The sequence below is a fragment of the Pseudomonas sp. FW305-3-2-15-E-TSA4 genome, from assembly GCF_058787295.1.
In genome coordinates, this window is sequence record NZ_JBYSZP010000030.1 from 23104 (window position 1) to 41414 (window position 18311).

Genomic DNA, 18311 nt, shown 5'->3' on the forward strand with positions numbered 1-18311 from the left:
CAGTGTTGAATCTGTTATATCGCGACGCTCATGAACACCGGCGATTTGGCCAGCGCAAACAGGCTGAACACCCGCCAGTTCTGCTCACGCCGGAAATAGCCTTTGACGAACTCGGCCTTGGAGCCCTGGCGCTTGCTGATCGAAATCGGTTCGAAGCTGTCCTGCTCGAAGTGCTGCAGGCCGAATACCTCATCCACCAGCAACCCGGCGAACACATCATTGTGCTCCACCACCAACACACGCCGCTGTTTGCGCAACGGCGACAGCTCGTGACCGAAAAAGCCGCACAGGTCCATGATCGGCAGCAAGCGCCCACGCAGGTTAGCCACCCCTTTGACCCACGGCTTGACCCCGGGCAACTGAGTGCAGCGCGGTTCGTGCAGCACTTCGCTGACCTCGCCCATCGGCGTCACGTACCAATGCTCACCGAGGCGAAAGCCGATGCCGCTCCAGCAATCCTGACGGCCGGGCTGCGACGGCAGATCCGCCGCCAGCAGACGGCAGCGCTGGTCGATCTGCCACAGCAGCTCGAACGCGGTCAGCGACTGGTTCATGGCCGCGCGATCAACCGGCCAGCACGTTGTTCAGGGTCTTGATCAGCATGTCTTCTTCGACCGGTTTGGTCAGGTAATCCTTCGCGCCCTGGCGCGTGCCCCAGACCTTGTCGGTTTCCTGATCCTTGGTGGTGATGATGATCACCGGGATGTGGCTGGTCTCGGCATCCTTGGTCAGTTGCCGGGTAGCCTGGAAGCCGTTGAGGCCGGGCATGACGATGTCCATCAGCACGGCGTCGGGTTTTTCCTGACGGGCCAGGGCCACGCCGTCGGCGCCGTTCTCGGCCTTGAGCACTTCATGGCCGTGCTTTTCCAGCATGCCGGTGAGTTTGTACATTTCAGTCGGCGAATCATCGACGATCAGGATACGTGCCATGGTCTTCCCCATTTTTCTTGTCGACCCCCGGCCCGCTGGCCGAGCGTCACTGTACGTGTCTTACTGCGGCAAAACGGCGGCGAAGCCCGGAACATGGGCCTGAATCGCGTCGAGCAGTTCTTCCTTGCTGAAAGGCTTGGTCAAAAATTGATCAGAACCGACAATCCGCCCCTTGGCCTTGTCGAACAGCCCGTCACGCGACGACAGCATGATCACCGGCGTGGCCTTGAACGCACTGTTGTTCTTGATTAAAGCGCAGGTCTGATAACCATCCAGACGCGGCATCATGATGTCGACAAAAATGATCCCGGGGTGGTGGTCGGCGATCTTGGCCAACGCGTCGAAACCGTCGATGGCCGTGATGACTTCGCAGCCCACATTTTTCAACAGCGTTTCGGCGGTGCGACGAATCGTTTTCGAGTCATCGATCACCATGACCTTCAAGGCGCTGGACTGCTGTTCCATAAGAGGGCTCTACCGTCGCCTTTGCGAATCAAATTGTCCGTTTTGCGATGAGTAATGGCTGGAAACCCTTGATGCTCAAGGGCCAGCACGCTATGCCAGCCTTTTTAGCACAGTCTCCAGATGCAATCTATCGACGGGTTTTTCCTTGACCGAAAACCCTGCCAGCGCCACTCTGGCGGCACTTTTTCAATACCGATCCGGTAGCCAATTTTCGAGGAAAACCCAATGAGCGTTCGCGTCGGGATTGTCATGGACCCTATCGCCAGCATTTCCTATAAAAAGGATAGCTCGCTGGCCATGCTGCTGGCCGCGCAGAAACGTGGCTGGGAACTGTTCTACATGGAGCAGCGCGACCTGTATCAGGCCGAAGGTCAGGCGCGGGCACGCATGAAGCCACTGAAAGTCTTCGCCAACCCGGAAAAATGGTTCGAACTGGACGCCGAGCAGGACAACCTGCTGAGCGACCTGGATGTGATCCTGATGCGCAAGGATCCGCCGTTCGACATGGAGTTCGTCTACTCCACCTACTTGCTGGAACAGGCCGAAACCGCCGGTGTGCTGGTGGTCAACAAGCCGCAGAGCCTGCGCGACTGCAACGAAAAACTGTTCGCCACGCTGTTCCCGCAGTGCACCCCGCCGACCGTGGTCAGCCGCCGCGCCGATGTGCTGCGTGAATTCGCCGCCAAGCATGGCGATGTGATCCTCAAGCCGCTGGACGGCATGGGCGGCACTTCGATTTTCCGTCACCGCGTGGGCGATCCGAACCTGTCGGTGATTCTGGAAACCCTGACCGCCCTCGGCAATCAGCAGATCATGGGCCAGGCCTACCTGCCGGCGATCAAGGACGGCGACAAACGCATCCTGATGATCGACGGCGAGCCGGTGGATTACTGCCTGGCGCGAATTCCGGCGCAAGGCGAAACCCGTGGCAACCTCGCGGCCGGTGGTCGTGGCGAAGCGCGGCCGCTGACCGACAAGGATCGCTGGATTGCCGCCCAGGTCGGCCCGACTTTGCGCGAGAAAGGCCTGCTGTTCGTCGGTCTGGACGTGATCGGTGAAAACCTCACCGAAATCAACGTCACCAGCCCGACCTGCATCCGCGAAATCGACAACGCTTTCGGTACCGACATCGGCGGCATGCTGATGGATGCCATCGACAAGAAGCTGCAAGCCGCCGGCAAAAAGCCGCAAGCTTGACGTGTGTCACATGCAGCCTGTCGCTTGAAGCGTGAAGCCCAAGGCGCGAAACCAACATTGCGTTATCATGCGCAGCCTCTGAAAAACGCGATGTTGGTTTTCTTGTCATGACCCTCCCGTCCGATCTGCCCGCAGAACTCGCCCACCGTGGCGTGCGCCCGGCCGATCGCCTCGGATTTACCCTGTTTCTCGCGGCGCTGATTCATTTGGCGCTGCTGCTCGGGGTCGGCTTTACCATGGTCGAACCCAAGCAGATCAGCAAAACCCTGGAAATCACCCTCGCCACCTTCAAGAGCGAAACCAAGCCGAAAAAGGCTGATTTCCTCGCTCAGGAAAACCAGGAAGGCAGCGGCACCCTCGACAAGAAGGCGATTCCCAAGACCACCGAGGTCGCGCCGTTCCAGGACAATCAGGTCAAGAAGGTCACCCCGCCCCCGGCCGCCAAACCGGAAGTACGCGAAGCGGCGCCCAAGGCTGCGGTGACCACGGTGGCGCCGAAACAGCAAAAGGCGCCGACCAAGAAAGAAGAAACCAAAACCGAGACCAAACCTGCGGTCAACGCGCCGACGTTCGACAGTTCACAGCTGTCCAGCGACATCGCCAGCCTCGAAGCGGAACTGGCCAACGAACAACAGTTGTACGCCAAGCGCCCGCGGATTCACCGCTTGAGCGCGGCCTCGACCATGCGCGACAAGGGCGCCTGGTACAAGGATGACTGGCGCAAGAAGGTCGAGCGCATCGGCAACCTCAATTACCCGGAAGAAGCGCGGCGCAAGCAGATTTACGGCAACCTGCGGCTGATGGTCTCGATCAACCGCGATGGCTCGCTGTATGAAGTGCTGGTGCTCGAGTCCTCCGGCCAGCCGCTGCTGGATCAGGCGGCGCAGCGCATCGTCCGGCTGGCGGCACCGTTTGCACCGTTTACCGGCGATCTGTCGGATATCGACCGACTGGAAATCATCCGCACCTGGAAATTCGCCCGGGGCGACAAGCTCTCCAGTAACTGACCGCCGGCATACAGGTTTTTTGTGGTGAGGGGATTTATCCCCGATCGGCTGCGAAGCAGTCGCAAAACCAGCATGCGCGGTATGTCAGGCATATCACGTCAATGGATTCAGGGCCGCTTCGCGCCCCATCGGGGGTAAATCCCCTCACCACAAAGGTTCAGCTTCAACAATGGATCTGCGTTGTTCTCTGATCCTCAGCTTGTCAGTTCGCCCCTTGAACGCCACACTATCGCTCATGAAAAACGTCAGCCCCAGCTACCTCAAGCATCACTTCCTGATCGCCATGCCGCACATGGCCGACCCGAACTTTGCCCACACCTTGACCTACATCGTCGAGCACACGGCCAATGGCGCCATGGGGCTGGTGGTCAATCGACCGCAAGAGCTGAATCTGGCTGACATTCTCGAGCAATTGCGCCCGGACATCGATCCGCCAGCGCTGTGCCAGCATGTGCCGATCTTCATTGGTGGCCCGGTGCAGACCGATCGCGGTTTCGTCCTGCACCCGGCGGGCAAGACCTTTCAGGCCACCGTCGAACTGGACGGTGATCTGGCGCTGTCCACCTCGCAGGACGTGCTGTTCGCCATCGCCGACGGCGTAGGCCCGGCGAAAAGCGTGATCGCCCTCGGTTACGCCGGTTGGGAAGCCGGGCAACTGGAGGCTGAGCTGGCCGACAACGCCTGGCTGACCTGCCCGTATGACGCCGACATCCTGTTCAATACCAGCAGCGAGCTGCGTCTGGAAGCGGCGGCACGGCATCTGGGGATCAACCTCAGCCTGCTGACCAGTCAGGCGGGGCACGCCTGATGGCCCTGCGCCTGATTCTCGGCTTCGACTACGGCACCAAACAGATCGGCGTTGCGGTCGGCCAGGTGATTACCGGCCAGGCCCGCGAGCTGTGCACCCTGAAAGCGCAGAACGGCGTGCCCGACTGGAATCAGGTCGAAGCGCTGTTCAAGGAATGGAAACCCGACGCCGTGGTGGTCGGCCTGCCGCTGAACATGGACGGTACGCCCAGCGAGATGTGCCTGCGCGCGGAGAAATTCGCCCGGCGCCTCAATGGCCGCTTCAATGTGCCCTTCTATACCCACGACGAACGCCTGACCACCTTTGAAGCCAAGGGTGAGCGACTGGTGCGTGGCGGGCAGAAAGGCAGTTACCGCGACAACCCGGTGGATGCCATCGCCGCCGCCCTGCTGTTGCAGGGCTGGCTCGATGAAAACACTGCATTGTTTGAATCCTGACAAGCGCTTCGGCGCTTTTCTTTTGGTTATAAACCCAGCCACGTCCGGCAGGACGCGGCTCGGAATCACGAAGGAGCAACCATGAGCCTGCCCAATCCCGCCGATCTGATCAGCCAGATGGCGACCCGCCTCAAGGCGCACCTTGCACAGCGTGATATCAGCGAACCGCGTTACATCGGCATCCGCACTGGCGGCATCTGGGTCGCGCAGGCCTTGCTCAAGGAATTGGCCAGCGATGCGCCGCTGGGCACGCTGGATGTTTCCTTCTACCGCGACGACTTCAGCCAGAACGGCCTGCACCCGCAAGTGCGCCCGTCGGCCCTGCCCTTCGAGATCGAAGGCCAGCACCTGGTGCTGATCGATGACGTATTGATGAGCGGCCGCACCATCCGCGCCGCCATGAACGAACTGTTCGACTACGGCCGCCCGGCCAGCGTGACCCTGGTCTGCCTGCTCGACCTGGACGCCGGCGAGCTGCCGATCCGTCCGAACGTGGTGGGTGCGACCCTGTCGCTGGCCGCCAACGAGCGGGTCAAGCTGTCCGGCCCGGAGCCGCTGACGCTCGAACTGCAAGACCTGAATTCCTAACCCGCCCTTATTGAGAGTCCCCCTCGCGATGACGCCTCTAGATACCAAGCGCCCGCTGCAGCTCAATGATCAGGGCCAGCTGCGCCACTTCCTCTCGCTCGATGGCCTGCGCCGCGAGTTGCTGACGGAAATCCTCGACACTGCCGACTCGTTCCTCGAAGTCGGTGCCCGGGCGGTGAAGAAGGTCCCGTTGCTGCGCGGCAAGACCGTGTGCAACGTGTTCTTCGAAAACTCCACCCGCACCCGCACCACCTTCGAACTGGCGGCCCAGCGGCTGTCGGCGGACGTGATCACCCTGAACGTATCGACCTCGTCGGCCAGCAAAGGTGAAACCCTGCTCGACACCCTGCGCAACCTCGAAGCGATGGCCGCCGACATGTTCGTCGTGCGCCACGGTGATTCCGGCGCCGCACACTTCATCGCCGAACACGTCTGCCCGCAGGTGGCAATCATCAACGGCGGCGACGGCCGTCACGCGCACCCGACCCAGGGCATGCTCGACATGCTCACCATCCGTCGGCACAAGGGCGGTTTCGAAAACCTCTCGGTGGCGATCGTCGGCGACATCCTGCACTCGCGGGTGGCGCGCTCGAACATGCTCGCGCTGAAGACCCTCGGCTGCCCGGACATCCGCGTGATCGCGCCGAAGACTCTGCTGCCGATCGGCATCGAGCAGTACGGCGTCAAGGTCTACACCGACATGAACGAAGGCCTGAAGGACGTCGACGTGGTGATCATGCTGCGCCTGCAGCGTGAGCGCATGACCGGCGGCCTGCTGCCGAGTGAAGGCGAGTTCTATCGCCTGTTCGGCCTGACCACCGCGCGTCTGGCCGGGGCCAAACCCGATTGCATCGTCATGCACCCGGGGCCGATCAACCGTGGGGTAGAGATTGAGTCCGCGGTGGCCGACGGCCCGCACTCGGTGATCCTCAATCAAGTCACCTACGGCATCGCCATCCGCATGGCCGTGCTGTCGATGGCCATGAGCGGGCAAACAGCGCAACGTCAATTCGAGCAGGAGAACGCCCAGTGAAGCTCAGCATTCTCGGCGCCCGCGTCATCGATCCAAGCAGCGGCCTGGATCAAATCACCGACATTCACGTTGAAGCCTGCAAGATCGTCGCCCTCGGCGCCGCACCGGCCGGTTTCACCGCTGTGGAAACCATCGACGCCAACGGTCTGGTTGCAGCACCGGGCCTGGTCGACCTGAATGTGGCCCTGCGCGAGCCGGGCTACAGCCGCAAAGGCACGATCGCCAGTGAAACCCGCGCAGCGGCGGCCGGCGGCGTGACCAGTCTGTGCTGCCCGCCGAAGACCAAACCGGTGCTCGACACCTCGGCCGTGGCCGAACTGATCCTCGACCGCGCCCGCGAAGCCGGCAACACCAAGGTGTTTCCGATTGGCGCGCTGAGCAAAGGGCTGGACGGCGAACAGCTTGCAGAGCTGGTGGCGCTGCGCGACGCCGGGTGTGTGGCGTTCGGCAATGGTCTGGAGAGTTTCCGCAACACCCGCACCCTGTGCCGGGCATTGGAATACGCGGCGACCTTCGACCTGACGGTGATTTTCAATTCGCAGGATCACGATCTGGCCGATGGCGGTCTGGCCCATGAAGGCGCGGTCGCCAGTTTCCTCGGCCTGCCGGGGATTCCGGAAACCGCTGAAACCGTGGCTCTGGCTCGCGATCTGTTGCTGGTCGAGCAGACCGGCGTGCGCGCGCACTTCAGCCAACTGACCAGCGCGCGCGGCGTGGCCCTGATCGCTCAGGCGCAGGCCCGTGGCTTGAAGGTCACGGCGGATGTCGCCCTGTATCAGTTGATTCTCACCGATGAAGCGCTGATCGACTTCAGCAGCCTGTATCACGTGCAACCACCGCTGCGCACCCGCGCCGACCGCGACGGCCTGCGTGAAGCGGTGAAGTCCGGGGTGATTTCGGCGATCTCCAGCCATCACCAGCCGCATGAACGCGACGCCAAACTGGCACCGTTCGGTGCGACCGAACCGGGCATCAGCAGTGTGGAGTTGCTGCTGCCGCTGGCGATGACGCTGGTTGAGGATGGTTTACTGGATCTGCCGACCCTGCTGGCGCGCCTGAGTGCCGGGCCTGCGGACGCGCTGCGTCTGCCGGCGGGCAAACTGGCGGTGGGCAGTGCGGCGGATATCGTGCTGTTCGATCCGAAAGCATCCACCGTGGCTGGTGAAGGCTGGCTGTCGAAGGGCGAGAACTGCCCGTTCCTCGGTCACACCCTGCCGGGTGTGGTGCGTTACACCTTGGTGGATGGGCGGATCAGTCACCAGGCGTAACCGGCTGCTGAGGGACATTGTGGCGAGGGGATTTATCCCCGATGGGCTGCGCAGCAGCCCTCAATCTACAACCGCGGTGATTCAATTCCTCCGCGGTTGAATGTTTTAGGGCCGCTACGCGCCCCATCGGGGATAAATCCCCTCGCCACAGGTTACTGAAAGGCGCCGCGATTCTGCGCGTTACGCACCGAAACCTGATCATTCAGTGTCCAGAAGTCATACAGCACACCAATAAAGAACAACCCGCCGGTCAGCAGATACAGCAACCCGCTGATCCACTTGCCCTGGTACATCCGGTGCACGCCGAACACGCCCAGGAACGTCAGCAGAATCCACGCCACGTTGTATTCGATCGGCCCTGCGGTGAAACGCAGATCCGCCTCGCGATCCATTGCCGGGATCAGGAACACGTCGATCAGCCAGCCAATGCCCAGCAGACCGAAGGTGAAGAACCAGATCGTCCCGGTCACCGGTTTGCCGTAATAGAAGCGGTGAGCGCCGGTGAAACCAAAAATCCACAGCAGATAACCGATGATTTTGCTGTGCGTATCCTGCGGTGCAGCAACCTGCTGATAGCGGTTCATGAAGACCTCGATTCACTCGATAGATAAATTTTCTTTAATTCTTTGTGACTTTTTTACATGTAGCCGACGTACGGCAAATGTTACCGTGTCGTCCGTCAAAGCCTTATAGCACCGGACTTCTGACCGACAATTGCGTCCGTTTGCCGCTTGTTTGGTTCCGTTGCCCTCCGATGGAATCGACCAACGGCCTCGGAAGGGACAAAAAAGCTGTTATAAAGTTGCGCGCTAACACATAAGAGCCACGCCTAATGCGACCATTTTTCAAGACATGGCTAACTATTTGCCTATTAATGCCACTGGCCGCCCACGCCACCAATCGTGAGCAACGTCTTCCCAACGTTAACGGTTTCACCCCTAAATCCCATGCTTCGGCTCCTTCGAGCAAGAGCAGCAAACAAACGAAACACACCACGCTCGCCAGCAAGAATCACGGCAAGCTGGTGCCACCGATGGCCAACAAGGAAAGCAGCAACGTCCTGAGCCGTGCGGTGAACGTCCTCGGTACTCCCTACCGTTGGGGCGGCAGCAGCCCAAGTAAAGGGTTCGATTGCAGTGGTCTGGTGAAATATGCGTTCAACGACGCCACATTCGACCTGCCACGCACCTCCAACGCGATGGCCAGCGGGCATGGCGAGAAAGTCGAACGCAAGGATCTGAAGCCGGGCGACCTGATTTTTTTCAACATCAAGAGTCGTCGGGTCAACCATGTTGCCATCTACCTGGGCAACGACCGCTTCATCCACGCACCGCGTCGTGGCAAAGCGGTGAGCATCGATACGCTGAACAAGCCGTACTGGGAACAGCATTACGTGGTTGCCAAGCGTGTGCTGCCGAAAGAACCGGCCGGCAAGCAGATGCGTGTGGTTCAGCGCTGAGTCGACTGATCCGGAATCTGCTCAAGCAGTACTGACCCCTTCGCGAGCAAGCCCGCTCCCACATTTGATTTGTGAACGACACAGATCCAATGTGGGAGCGGGCTTGCTCGCGAAAAGGCCAGTGAAAGCAACACAAGCCTCTCTTAGAAATTATCCGGCGTACGCGCCTTTTCCCGCGCATGCTCGCGGCTGATCAAGCCCTTGGTCACCAGCTCCTTCAGGCACATGTCGAGTGTCTGCATCCCCAACGACCCTCCGGTCTGAATCGCCGAATACATTTGCGCCACCTTGTCCTCGCGGATCAGGTTCCGGATCGCCGATGTTCCCAGCATGATTTCGTGCGCCGCGACCCGCCCGCCGCCGATCTTCTTGATCAGCGTCTGCGACACCACGGCCAGCAGCGACTCCGACAGCATCGAACGGACCATAGACTTCTCGTCGCCGGGAAACACATCGACAACACGGTCGATGGTCTTGGCGGCCGACGTCGTGTGCAGCGTGCCGAACACCAGATGCCCGGTCTCGGCAGCGGTCAGGGCCAGGCGAATGGTTTCCAGGTCGCGCATCTCGCCCACCAGAATCACATCCGGGTCTTCGCGCAGCGCCGAGCGCAACGCCGTGGCGAAGCTGCGGGTATCGCGATGGACTTCGCGCTGATTGATCAGGCATTTGCGCGATTCGTGGACGAACTCGATCGGGTCTTCGATGGTGAGGATGTGGTGATGGCGATGGGTGTTGAGGTAGTCGATCATCGCCGCCAACGTGGTCGACTTGCCGGACCCGGTCGGCCCGGTCACCAGCACCAGCCCGCGCGGCGCATCGGTGATCTTGCGAAAGACGTCGCCCATGCCGAGGTCTTCCATGCTCAGCACTTTCGAGGGAATGGTGCGGAACACCGCGCCGGCGCCCCGGTTCTGGTTGAACGCATTGACCCGAAAGCGCGCGACGCCGGGGACTTCGAACGAGAAATCCGTTTCCAGGTGTTTCTCGAAGTCGACCCGCTGGGTGTCATTCATGATGTCGTAGATCAATTCGTGCACTTGCTTGTGATCCAGCGCCGGCAGATTGATCCGCCGCACATCGCCATCGACGCGGATCATCGGCGGCAGACCGGCCGACAGGTGCAGGTCGGAAGCGCCCTGTTTGGCGCTGAACGCCAGCAGTTCAGTGATATCCATAGCGTCCCTCAATTCCAGTAGAATGCCGCGAACCTTCAGACCGCCGGCGCCTCTTGATGTCCACGATAGCAGACAACATCCTTCAGGTTAGTTCGCGTATCCAGGCTGCCACCGCTGCTGCCGGGCGCGCCGAAAACAGCGTTCAATTGCTCGCCGTCAGCAAGACCAAACCGTCGCAGGCCCTGCGTGAAGCCCATGCCGCCGGCCTGCGTGATTTCGGCGAGAACTATCTGCAGGAAGCCCTGGGCAAACAGCTCGAACTGGCCGACCTGCCCTTGATCTGGCACTTCATCGGCCCCATTCAATCGAACAAGACTCGCGCCATCGCCGAGCATTTCGACTGGGTGCACTCCGTGGATCGCCTGAAAATCGCCCAACGCCTGTCCGAACAGCGCCCGGCCGAGCTGCCGCCGCTGAACATCTGCATTCAGGTCAACGTCAGTGGTGAGGCCAGCAAGTCCGGCTGCACCCCGGCCGACCTGCCGGCGCTGGCCGAGGCCATCAGCGCCCTGCCCCGATTGAAACTGCGCGGGCTGATGGCGATTCCCGAGCCGACCGAAGATCGCGCCGAACAAGATGCCGCTTTTGCTGCCGTGCAACGTTTGCAGGCCAGCCTGAATCTGCCGCTCGACACACTTTCCATGGGTATGAGCCACGACCTCGAGTCGGCCATCGCTCAAGGCGCCACTTGGGTGCGGATCGGTACCGCCCTGTTTGGCGCCAGAGATTACGGTCAGCAATGACCGACAGCCATCTGAAAAAGGACCTGACATGAGCAACACACGCATTGCCTTTATCGGTGCCGGCAACATGGCCGCCAGCCTGATCGGCGGCCTGCGGGCCAAGGGTCTGCAAGCCAGCCAGATTCGCGCCAGCGATCCGGGCGAAGAGACCCGCCAACGCGTCAGCGCCGAACACGGCATCGAAACCTTCGCCGACAACGCCCAGGCCATCGACGGCGTCGACGTGATCGTACTGGCGGTCAAGCCACAGGCGATGAAAGCCGTGTGCGAAGCCATCCGCCCAAGTCTGAAACCGCAGCAACTGGTGGTGTCGATCGCCGCCGGCATCACTTGCGCGAGCATGACCGCATGGCTCGGCGAGCAGCCGATCGTGCGCTGCATGCCCAACACCCCGGCGCTGCTGCGTCAGGGCGTCAGCGGTTTGTACGCCACCAGCGAAGTGACTGCCGAACAGCGTCAGCAGGCTGAAGAGCTGCTGTCCGCCGTGGGCATTGCGCTGTGGCTGGACGAAGAGCAGCAACTCGATGCCGTGACCGCCGTCTCCGGCTCCGGCCCGGCGTACTTCTTCCTGCTGATCGAAGCGATGACCGCCGCTGGCGTCAAACTCGGCCTGCCAAAGGAAATCGCCGAGCAACTGACCCTGCAAACGGCTCTGGGCGCCGCGCACATGGCGGTATCCAGCGATGTCGACGCTGCCGAACTGCGCCGCCGCGTGACCTCGCCAAACGGCACCACAGAGGCCGCGATCAAGTCATTCCAGGCTAACGGCTTCGAAGCCCTGGTAGAAAAAGCACTCGGCGCCGCCGCGCACCGCTCGGCCGAAATGGCCGAACAACTGGGCAAATAAGGAGCCTTACATGATTGGATTGAACACCGCAGCGGTTTACGTGCTGCAAACCCTCGGCAGTCTGTACCTGCTGATCGTGCTGCTGCGCTTCGTCCTGCAACTGGTGCGCGCGAACTTCTACAACCCGCTGTGCCAATTCGTGGTCAAGGCTACCCAGCCGCTGCTCAAACCACTGCGCCGGATCATCCCGAGCATCTTCGGCCTCGACATGTCTTCGCTGGTGCTGGCGATTCTGGTGCAACTGGCCCTGATGGCCCTGACCCTGCTGCTGACCTACGGCACCACCGGCAACCCGCTGCAACTGTTCATCTGGTCGATCATCGGCGTGACCGCGCTGTTCCTGAAGATCTTCTTCTTCGCCCTGATCATCAGCGTGATCCTGTCGTGGGTCGCCCCGGGCAGCCACAACCCGGGCGCTGAACTGGTGAACCAGATCTGCGAGCCGGCGCTGGCACCGTTCCGCAAGATTCTGCCGAACCTCGGCGGTCTGGACCTGTCGCCGATTTTCGCCTTCCTGGCGCTGAAGCTGATCGACATGCTGGTGATCAACAATCTGGCGGCGATGACCATGATGCCGGACATCCTGCGCCTGCTGATGTGAGCTGGTTTCGCTGGGACGGCGACGATCTGATCCTCGAATGTCATCTGCAACCGGCAGCCCGCAGCGATGATTTCGCTGGGCTGCACGGTGACCGCCTGAAGATCCGCCTCACCGCGCCGCCGGTCGAGGGCAAGGCCAATGCGTATCTGATGGGCTTTCTGGCCAAGGCGTTTGGGGTTTCCAAAAGCCAGGTCAGTTTGCTCAGCGGCGAGTTGAACCGGCAGAAACGGGTGAAGATCTGTTCGCCGAAGAAGCTGCCGGAGTTGCCTGATCTGGTGCGTCCGGTCTGATCCACTGTGGTGAGGGGATTTATCCCCGATGGGTCGCGAAGCGGCCCCCTTGTTGCTGCCAACCCCATTCTCTCGGCACGACCAAAGATTTCAGGGCCGCTACGCAGCCCATCGGGGATAAATCCCCTCACCACAAGGACTTCGCTCAATCAACGATCAGGCCTTATCGTTGCTTGCCGCTAACCCCCCCGGTCTTTAGACTTACGCCTCATTTCAACGAGAGCAGGGTCGATGCCAGCTGCCTTTCCCCCCGATTCTGTTGGTCTGGTGACGCCGCAAACGGCGCACTTCAGTGAACCTCTGGCCCTGGCCTGTGGCCGTTCGCTGCCCGCCTACGACCTGATCTACGAAACCTACGGCACGCTGAACGCGCAAGCGAGCAACGCTGTGCTGATCTGCCACGCCTTGTCCGGGCATCACCATGCCGCCGGCTATCACAGCGCCGACGACCGCAAGCCCGGTTGGTGGGACAGTTGCATCGGCCCGGGCAAACCGATCGACACCAACAAGTTCTTCGTGGTCAGCCTGAACAATCTGGGCGGCTGCAACGGCTCCACCGGCCCGAGCAGTATCAACCCCGAGACCGGCAAGCCGTTCGGCGCCGATTTCCCGGTGCTCACCGTCGAAGACTGGGTGCACAGTCAGGCGCGTCTGGCTGACCTGCTCGGCATTCGTCAGTTCGCCGCCGTCATCGGCGGCAGCCTCGGCGGCATGCAGGCGTTGCAATGGACCATCACTTACCCGGATCGCGTGCGCCACTGCCTGGCCATCGCTTCGGCGCCCAAGCTGTCGGCGCAGAACATCGCCTTCAACGAAGTGGCGCGCCAGGCGATCCTCACCGACCCGGAGTTCCACGGTGGTTCGTTCCAGGAACAAGGTGTGATCCCCAAGCGCGGGCTGATGCTGGCGCGGATGGTCGGGCACATCACCTACCTGTCCGACGACTCGATGGGCGAGAAATTCGGCCGCGGCCTGAAGAGCGAAAAGCTCAACTACGACTTCCACAGCGTCGAGTTCCAGGTCGAAAGCTACCTGCGCTATCAGGGTGAAGAGTTTTCCGGGCGTTTCGACGCCAATACCTATCTGTTGATGACCAAGGCGCTGGATTACTTCGATCCGGCGGCGAACTTCGACGATAACCTGGCGAAAACTTTCGAAAACGCCACCGCCAAGTTCTGCGTGATGTCGTTCACTACCGACTGGCGCTTCTCCCCGGCCCGCTCGCGGGAGCTGGTGGACGCGCTGATGGCGGCACGCAAAGACGTCAGCTATCTGGAAATCGACGCGCCACAGGGCCACGACGCCTTCCTGATTCCGATCCCGCGCTATTTGCAGGCGTTCGGCAATTACATGAACCGAATTACGGTGTGAACAAGCCATGAGAGCTGATCTGGAAATCATCCAGGAATGGATCCCCGCCGGCAGCCGCGTGCTCGACCTCGGTTGCGGCGACGGCGAATTGCTGACCTGGCTGCGCGACCACAAGAACGTCACCGGTTATGGCCTGGAAAACGACGCCGACAACATCGCCGAGTGCGTGGCCAAGGGCATCAACGTCATCGAGCAGGACCTGGACAAGGGGCTGGGCAACTTCGCCAGCAACAGTTTCGACATCGTCGTCATGACCCAGGCCCTGCAAGCCGTGCACTACCCGGACAAGATCCTCGACGAGATGCTGCGGGTCGGTCGTCAGTGCATCATCACCTTCCCCAACTTCGGTCACTGGCGCTGCCGCTGGTACCTGGCGAGCAAGGGCCGGATGCCGGTGTCGGAATTTCTGCCGTACACCTGGTACAACACGCCGAACATTCACTTCTGTACCTTCGAAGACTTTGAAGAACTTTGTCGCGAACGTGATGCGAAGGTCATTGATCGGCTTGCCGTGGATCAACAGCACCGCCACGGGTGGGCCAGTAAGCTATGGCCTAATCTGTTAGGTGAGATTGGTATCTACCGCGTCAGCAGCCCGGTGCTTGCAGATCATCGGGTCGCGGTCTGAACCACGACATTTCGAGGAGAACGATCATGGGTCGCTTGATTACTGTGCTATTGGCTGCCTGCCTGAGTCTGTCGGCGGTGGCCGCCGATGCCATCAAGGGCGAACGCAAGGAAGTGTTCGGCGACGTTACCGTGCACTACAACACTTTCAACTCGACCTTCCTGACACCCGACATCGCCAAAGCAGCCGAGCTGATCCGCAGCAAGAACCAGGGCGTGATCAATGTCTCGGTGATCAAGGACGGCAAACCGCTGATCGCCAACGTCACCGGCACGGTCAAAGACCTGACCAGCCAGAGCGTGCCGCTGAACTTCCGCCAGGTCACCGAACAGGGCGCGATCTACTACATCGCCCAGTACCCGGTGGAGCAGCAGGAAACCCGCACCTTTGAAATCAAGGTGCAGAACGGTGACAAGATCAACACCATCAACTTCAACCAAGAACTCTTTCCCGGCGAATGATGAACCTCACGCAACTCGTACTGGCCAGCCATAACGCCGGCAAACTCAAGGAACTCCAGGCCATGCTCGGCGACTCGGTGCAACTGCGCTCGATCGGCGAATGGAGCAAGGTCGAACCGGAGGAAACCGGTCTGTCGTTCGTCGAGAACGCGATCCTCAAGGCGCGCAATGCCGCGCGCATCTCCGGCCTGCCGGCGCTGGCCGACGATTCCGGTCTGGCGGTGGATTTCCTCGGCGGTGCACCGGGCATCTACTCGGCGCGCTATGCCGACGGCAAGGGCGATGCGGCGAACAACGCCAAACTGCTCGAGGCCCTCAAAGACGTGCCGCAAGCCGAGCGCGGCGCGCAGTTCGTCTGCGTGCTGGCACTGGTGCGGCATGCCGATGATCCGCTGCCGATCCTCTGCGAAGGCCTGTGGCACGGGCGCATCCTGACCGCCGCCAGCGGCGAGCACGGTTTCGGCTACGACCCGCTGTTCTGGGTGCCGGAGCGAAACGTGTCCAGCGCCGAACTGAGCCCGGCCGACAAGAACCAGATCAGCCACCGCGCCCGTGCAATGGATCTGCTGCGCCAGCGTCTGGGCCTGAAATGACCGACAGCCACCCCGCGTCGTCGCTGATCATCGGCGGCGCCGCCTCTTCGCCTCGGGCGCCGCTGCCTACGCTGCCGCCTCTGGCGCTGTACATCCACATCCCGTGGTGTGTGCGCAAATGCCCGTATTGCGATTTCAACTCGCACACCGCCAGCCCGGTGCTACCGGAAGAGGAATACGTCGACGCGTTGCTGGCCGATCTCGATCAGGACCTGCACGCGGTGTATGGCCGTGAAATCAGTTCGATCTTCTTCGGTGGCGGTACGCCGAGCCTGTTCAGCGCGCAAGCCCTCGGGCGCTTGCTCAAAGGCGTCGAGCAGCGCATCCCGTTCGCCCACGACATCGAGATCACCCTGGAAGCCAATCCCGGCACCTTCGAGCAAGAGAAGTTCGTTGCGTATCGCAAGCTCGGGATCAATCGCCTGTCGATCGGCATTCAGAGCTTCCAGCAGCAGAAACTCGAAGCCCTCGGGCGCATCCATAACGGCGACGAAGCGGTGCGCGCGGCGGGAATGGCGCGTCAGGCCGGGTTCGACAACTTCAACCTCGACTTGATGCACGGCCTGCCCGATCAGTCGCTGGACGATGCCTTGAGCGACCTGCGTCAGGCCATCGAACTGAAACCGACGCACATCTCCTGGTATCAGCTGACACTCGAGCCGAACACGGTGTTCTGGAACCAGCCGCCGGTGCTGCCGGAAGACGACACGCTGTGGGACATTCAAGAAGCCGGACAAGCGCTGCTGGCCGCGCACGGTTACGCGCAATACGAAGTCTCGGCCTACGCCCAGCCCGGGCGGCCGGCGCGGCACAACCTCAATTACTGGAGTTTCGGCGACTTCATCGGCATCGGTGCTGGCGCCCACGGCAAGCTCAGTCATCCGGACGGGCGCATTGTGCGCACCTGGAAGACGCGCTTGCCGAAGGACTATCTCAACCCGGCCAAGAGTTTCCAGGCCGGCGAGAAAGCCCTGAGCAATGACGAGATGCCGTTCGAGTTCCTGATGAACGCCCTGCGCCTGACTGCCGGGGTGGAATCACGCCTGTATCCCGAACGCACCGGCCTGCCGCTGGAAAGTCTCGCCGAACACCGCCGCGAGGCCGAACAAAGTGGCCTGATGCAGGTCGAACCGTCACGTCTGGCGGCCACCGAGCGCGGACAACTGTTTCTCAACGACTTGCTGCAGAAATTTCTGAGCTGAGCCCTAACGGCCGCCCCAAGGAAAACCGCATGGATTTGATACTCGATCTGCTCGCCACCGTGTCCCGCTGGAGCCGCAGCAACCTCTCGGAAATCGCCCTGGCCCTGGTGGGCTGCCTGCTGGTGCTGTTCGGCGCCGACTTCAAAGGCTGGGTCGAGCAGCGTCTGGGCAGCATCGCCGGCGCCCTGCGCGTACCACTGATGGCCCTGCTGTGCGTAATCGGCAGCGGCGCCGCGCTGATCTATGCGACGCCGTGGGTGGTCAAGGGCCTGAGCCAGTTCAACAACTACAGCCTGGCGCCGGTGCTGCTGGTGGTGCTGGTGCTTATCGGCGTAGTCGCTGACCGCCGCTGACTTTCAGCCATCACCAAAAACAACTGTGGGAGCGGGCTTGCTCGCGAAGGCGTCGTATCAGTCAACATCAACGTTGAATGATTCACCGCTTTCGCGAGCAAGCCCGCTCCCACAGTTGATCGCAATGACAGGGAAGTTCATGAGCAAAAAACTGTTGGACGAGACAAGCAAATTTCTCAGCTTCGTATTGCGCCACGAACCTCAGGCGATCGGTCTGACGCTGGACTCTGAAGGCTGGGCAAATATCGACGCGCTGATCAGCGGCGCCGCGCGTGACGGTCGTAAACTGGATCGCCAACTGATTGAAGCGGTCGTGACAAGTAGCGACAAGAAGCGCTTCTCGATTTCCGAGGACGGCCAACTGATTCGTGCGGTTCAGGGCCACTCAACGAAAAGCGTGGATTTGCAGTTCGAGCAGAAACAGCCACCGCAAACGCTGTATCACGGCACAGCGACGCGCTTTCTTGAGTCAATCAAAGAACAAGGCCTGATCCCGGGATCACGCCATCACGTGCACCTTTCCCAAGACATCGACACCGCTTCGGCCGTCGGGCAGCGCTATGGCACCGTGGTGATTCTGCAAGTCGCCGCACGGCAGATGGAAGAACAGGGTTTCAAGTTCTATCAGGCCGAAAACGGCGTCTGGCTGACAGAACAGGTGCCAGCTCGGTTTCTTTCAACCGTGTAATTTCTGAGCACACAAAACAACTGTGGGAGCGGGCTTGCTCGCGAAGGCGTCGTATCAGTCAACATCAACGTTGAATGAATCACCGCTTTCGCGAGCAAGCCCGCTTGTGTCTGAGTAAGGGAATAAACTCTGAGGTGAGAGGGGTGGATGGCAAGCTGTGAGTC

At 61.1% G+C, this 18311-nt stretch carries 24 protein-coding genes; 19 read left to right on the top strand and 5 right to left on the bottom strand.

Going from position 1 to position 18311, the window contains the following annotated elements:
* Nucleotides 1-14 precede the first annotated feature (14 nt).
* Genes AC3WMV_RS27615 through pilG form a run of 3 tightly spaced genes read right to left on the bottom strand, consistent with a single transcriptional unit; the run spans nucleotide 15 to nucleotide 1395 of the window.
* Nucleotides 15-554, bottom strand: coding sequence for a chemotaxis protein CheW (locus AC3WMV_RS27615; protein ID WP_103369358.1), 540 nt, complete (start codon nucleotides 552-554; stop codon nucleotides 15-17).
* Between the two features lie 10 nt (nucleotides 555-564).
* Nucleotides 565-930 carry a twitching motility response regulator PilH gene (pilH, locus tag AC3WMV_RS27620; RefSeq protein WP_025109154.1) on the bottom strand — a complete coding sequence of 122 codons (366 nt, stop codon included), beginning with the start codon at nucleotides 928-930 and terminating at the stop codon, nucleotides 565-567.
* Nucleotides 931-990: 60 nt separating this feature from the next.
* Entirely contained in the window at nucleotides 991-1395 is a 405-nt protein-coding gene (pilG, locus tag AC3WMV_RS27625) for a twitching motility response regulator PilG (RefSeq protein ID WP_003229093.1), read from the bottom strand.
* Nucleotides 1396-1620: 225 nt separating this feature from the next.
* Here pilG and gshB point away from each other — a divergent pair, with 225 nt between their 5' ends.
* The 7 genes from gshB (at nucleotide 1621) to AC3WMV_RS27660 (ending at nucleotide 7733) form a co-directional block, all read left to right on the top strand.
* Nucleotides 1621-2592 (top strand): glutathione synthase, encoded by a 972-nt coding sequence (gene gshB, locus AC3WMV_RS27630; RefSeq protein WP_103369357.1) that lies wholly within the window; start codon nucleotides 1621-1623, stop codon nucleotides 2590-2592.
* Between the two features lie 107 nt (nucleotides 2593-2699).
* Nucleotides 2700-3599: an energy transducer TonB gene (locus AC3WMV_RS27635; RefSeq protein WP_007964106.1), complete on the top strand. Its 900-nt coding sequence runs from the start codon at nucleotides 2700-2702 to the stop codon at nucleotides 3597-3599.
* Between the two features lie 235 nt (nucleotides 3600-3834).
* Complete coding sequence (locus tag AC3WMV_RS27640; RefSeq protein ID WP_025109150.1) at nucleotides 3835-4407, top strand: YqgE/AlgH family protein; 573 nt, start codon at nucleotides 3835-3837, stop codon at nucleotides 4405-4407.
* A complete protein-coding gene (ruvX, locus tag AC3WMV_RS27645; RefSeq protein WP_003229101.1) occupies nucleotides 4407-4844 on the top strand; it encodes a Holliday junction resolvase RuvX in 438 nt (145 codons plus the stop codon). Before AC3WMV_RS27640 ends, ruvX begins: the two co-directional genes overlap by 1 nt.
* A gap of 81 nt (nucleotides 4845-4925) precedes the next feature.
* On the top strand, nucleotides 4926-5432 hold the full coding sequence (pyrR, locus tag AC3WMV_RS27650) for a bifunctional pyr operon transcriptional regulator/uracil phosphoribosyltransferase PyrR (RefSeq protein WP_027610583.1): 507 nt from the start codon (nucleotides 4926-4928) through the stop codon (nucleotides 5430-5432).
* Between the two features lie 28 nt (nucleotides 5433-5460).
* Complete coding sequence (locus tag AC3WMV_RS27655) at nucleotides 5461-6465, top strand: aspartate carbamoyltransferase catalytic subunit (protein WP_003229107.1); 1005 nt, start codon at nucleotides 5461-5463, stop codon at nucleotides 6463-6465.
* Nucleotides 6462-7733, top strand: a complete 1272-nt coding sequence (locus AC3WMV_RS27660; RefSeq protein ID WP_103369356.1) for a dihydroorotase — start codon at nucleotides 6462-6464, stop codon at nucleotides 7731-7733. Before AC3WMV_RS27655 ends, AC3WMV_RS27660 begins: the two co-directional genes overlap by 4 nt.
* A 152-nt stretch (nucleotides 7734-7885) precedes the next feature.
* Here AC3WMV_RS27660 and AC3WMV_RS27665 read toward each other — a convergent pair whose 3' ends face one another.
* On the bottom strand, nucleotides 7886-8317 hold the full coding sequence (locus AC3WMV_RS27665; RefSeq protein WP_007964113.1) for an NINE protein: 432 nt from the start codon (nucleotides 8315-8317) through the stop codon (nucleotides 7886-7888).
* Between the two features lie 248 nt (nucleotides 8318-8565).
* Between AC3WMV_RS27665 and AC3WMV_RS27670 the strand changes: the two genes are divergently transcribed.
* Entirely contained in the window at nucleotides 8566-9192 is a 627-nt protein-coding gene (locus tag AC3WMV_RS27670) for a C40 family peptidase (RefSeq protein WP_003229112.1), read from the top strand.
* A 143-nt stretch (nucleotides 9193-9335) separates the two neighbouring features.
* Here AC3WMV_RS27670 and AC3WMV_RS27675 read toward each other — a convergent pair whose 3' ends face one another.
* A complete protein-coding gene (locus AC3WMV_RS27675) occupies nucleotides 9336-10370 on the bottom strand; it encodes a type IV pilus twitching motility protein PilT (protein WP_003229114.1) in 1035 nt (344 codons plus the stop codon).
* Between the two features lie 56 nt (nucleotides 10371-10426).
* Between AC3WMV_RS27675 and AC3WMV_RS27680 the strand changes: the two genes are divergently transcribed.
* From AC3WMV_RS27680 to AC3WMV_RS27730, 11 genes are all read left to right on the top strand, one after another.
* On the top strand, nucleotides 10427-11113 hold the full coding sequence (locus AC3WMV_RS27680; RefSeq protein ID WP_103369355.1) for a YggS family pyridoxal phosphate-dependent enzyme: 687 nt from the start codon (nucleotides 10427-10429) through the stop codon (nucleotides 11111-11113).
* 28 nt (nucleotides 11114-11141) lie between these two features.
* Complete coding sequence (gene proC / locus AC3WMV_RS27685; RefSeq protein ID WP_103369354.1) at nucleotides 11142-11960, top strand: pyrroline-5-carboxylate reductase; 819 nt, start codon at nucleotides 11142-11144, stop codon at nucleotides 11958-11960.
* Between the two features lie 10 nt (nucleotides 11961-11970).
* Complete coding sequence (locus tag AC3WMV_RS27690; protein ID WP_096795760.1) at nucleotides 11971-12561, top strand: YggT family protein; 591 nt, start codon at nucleotides 11971-11973, stop codon at nucleotides 12559-12561.
* On the top strand, nucleotides 12558-12851 hold the full coding sequence (locus tag AC3WMV_RS27695) for a DUF167 domain-containing protein (protein ID WP_103369353.1): 294 nt from the start codon (nucleotides 12558-12560) through the stop codon (nucleotides 12849-12851). The genes AC3WMV_RS27690 and AC3WMV_RS27695 overlap by 4 nt, the downstream gene beginning before the upstream one ends.
* A 231-nt stretch (nucleotides 12852-13082) precedes the next feature.
* Nucleotides 13083-14222: a homoserine O-succinyltransferase MetX gene (gene metX / locus AC3WMV_RS27700; protein ID WP_103369352.1), complete on the top strand. Its 1140-nt coding sequence runs from the start codon at nucleotides 13083-13085 to the stop codon at nucleotides 14220-14222.
* Nucleotides 14223-14229: 7 nt separating this feature from the next.
* Nucleotides 14230-14850, top strand: a complete 621-nt coding sequence (metW, locus tag AC3WMV_RS27705) for a methionine biosynthesis protein MetW (RefSeq protein ID WP_103369351.1) — start codon at nucleotides 14230-14232, stop codon at nucleotides 14848-14850.
* A gap of 26 nt (nucleotides 14851-14876) precedes the next feature.
* Nucleotides 14877-15311, top strand: coding sequence for a DUF4426 domain-containing protein (locus tag AC3WMV_RS27710; protein ID WP_027610575.1), 435 nt, complete (start codon nucleotides 14877-14879; stop codon nucleotides 15309-15311).
* Nucleotides 15308-15904: an RdgB/HAM1 family non-canonical purine NTP pyrophosphatase gene (gene rdgB / locus AC3WMV_RS27715; RefSeq protein ID WP_096795762.1), complete on the top strand. Its 597-nt coding sequence runs from the start codon at nucleotides 15308-15310 to the stop codon at nucleotides 15902-15904. Before AC3WMV_RS27710 ends, rdgB begins: the two co-directional genes overlap by 4 nt.
* Nucleotides 15901-17106 (top strand): radical SAM family heme chaperone HemW, encoded by a 1206-nt coding sequence (hemW, locus tag AC3WMV_RS27720; protein ID WP_007964125.1) that lies wholly within the window; start codon nucleotides 15901-15903, stop codon nucleotides 17104-17106. The genes rdgB and hemW overlap by 4 nt, the downstream gene beginning before the upstream one ends.
* Before the next feature lie 29 nt (nucleotides 17107-17135).
* On the top strand, nucleotides 17136-17459 hold the full coding sequence (locus tag AC3WMV_RS27725; RefSeq protein ID WP_003229134.1) for a DUF3392 domain-containing protein: 324 nt from the start codon (nucleotides 17136-17138) through the stop codon (nucleotides 17457-17459).
* Nucleotides 17460-17598: 139 nt separating this feature from the next.
* Nucleotides 17599-18147 (top strand): RNA 2'-phosphotransferase, encoded by a 549-nt coding sequence (locus AC3WMV_RS27730; RefSeq protein ID WP_103369350.1) that lies wholly within the window; start codon nucleotides 17599-17601, stop codon nucleotides 18145-18147.
* Nucleotides 18148-18311 lie beyond the last annotated feature (164 nt).

Coding starts and splice junctions, on each gene's coding strand:
- proC (WP_103369354.1), top strand. CDS start 11,142: ATGAGCAACACACGCATTGCCTTTATCGGTGCCGGCAACATGGCCGCC.
- AC3WMV_RS27690 (WP_096795760.1), top strand. CDS start 11,971: ATGATTGGATTGAACACCGCAGCGGTTTACGTGCTGCAAACCCTCGGC.
- AC3WMV_RS27680 (WP_103369355.1), top strand. CDS start 10,427: ATGTCCACGATAGCAGACAACATCCTTCAGGTTAGTTCGCGTATCCAG.
- AC3WMV_RS27675 (WP_003229114.1), bottom strand. CDS start 10,370: ATGGATATCACTGAACTGCTGGCGTTCAGCGCCAAACAGGGCGCTTCC.
- AC3WMV_RS27615 (WP_103369358.1), bottom strand. CDS start 554: ATGAACCAGTCGCTGACCGCGTTCGAGCTGCTGTGGCAGATCGACCAG.
- AC3WMV_RS27670 (WP_003229112.1), top strand. CDS start 8,566: ATGCGACCATTTTTCAAGACATGGCTAACTATTTGCCTATTAATGCCA.
- ruvX (WP_003229101.1), top strand. CDS start 4,407: ATGGCCCTGCGCCTGATTCTCGGCTTCGACTACGGCACCAAACAGATC.
- pilG (WP_003229093.1), bottom strand. CDS start 1,395: ATGGAACAGCAGTCCAGCGCCTTGAAGGTCATGGTGATCGATGACTCG.
- AC3WMV_RS27640 (WP_025109150.1), top strand. CDS start 3,835: ATGAAAAACGTCAGCCCCAGCTACCTCAAGCATCACTTCCTGATCGCC.
- metW (WP_103369351.1), top strand. CDS start 14,230: ATGAGAGCTGATCTGGAAATCATCCAGGAATGGATCCCCGCCGGCAGC.
- hemW (WP_007964125.1), top strand. CDS start 15,901: ATGACCGACAGCCACCCCGCGTCGTCGCTGATCATCGGCGGCGCCGCC.
- AC3WMV_RS27730 (WP_103369350.1), top strand. CDS start 17,599: ATGAGCAAAAAACTGTTGGACGAGACAAGCAAATTTCTCAGCTTCGTA.
- AC3WMV_RS27635 (WP_007964106.1), top strand. CDS start 2,700: ATGACCCTCCCGTCCGATCTGCCCGCAGAACTCGCCCACCGTGGCGTG.
- pyrR (WP_027610583.1), top strand. CDS start 4,926: ATGAGCCTGCCCAATCCCGCCGATCTGATCAGCCAGATGGCGACCCGC.
- AC3WMV_RS27725 (WP_003229134.1), top strand. CDS start 17,136: ATGGATTTGATACTCGATCTGCTCGCCACCGTGTCCCGCTGGAGCCGC.
- gshB (WP_103369357.1), top strand. CDS start 1,621: ATGAGCGTTCGCGTCGGGATTGTCATGGACCCTATCGCCAGCATTTCC.
- pilH (WP_025109154.1), bottom strand. CDS start 930: ATGGCACGTATCCTGATCGTCGATGATTCGCCGACTGAAATGTACAAA.
- rdgB (WP_096795762.1), top strand. CDS start 15,308: ATGATGAACCTCACGCAACTCGTACTGGCCAGCCATAACGCCGGCAAA.
- AC3WMV_RS27710 (WP_027610575.1), top strand. CDS start 14,877: ATGGGTCGCTTGATTACTGTGCTATTGGCTGCCTGCCTGAGTCTGTCG.
- metX (WP_103369352.1), top strand. CDS start 13,083: ATGCCAGCTGCCTTTCCCCCCGATTCTGTTGGTCTGGTGACGCCGCAA.
- AC3WMV_RS27655 (WP_003229107.1), top strand. CDS start 5,461: ATGACGCCTCTAGATACCAAGCGCCCGCTGCAGCTCAATGATCAGGGC.
- AC3WMV_RS27665 (WP_007964113.1), bottom strand. CDS start 8,317: ATGAACCGCTATCAGCAGGTTGCTGCACCGCAGGATACGCACAGCAAA.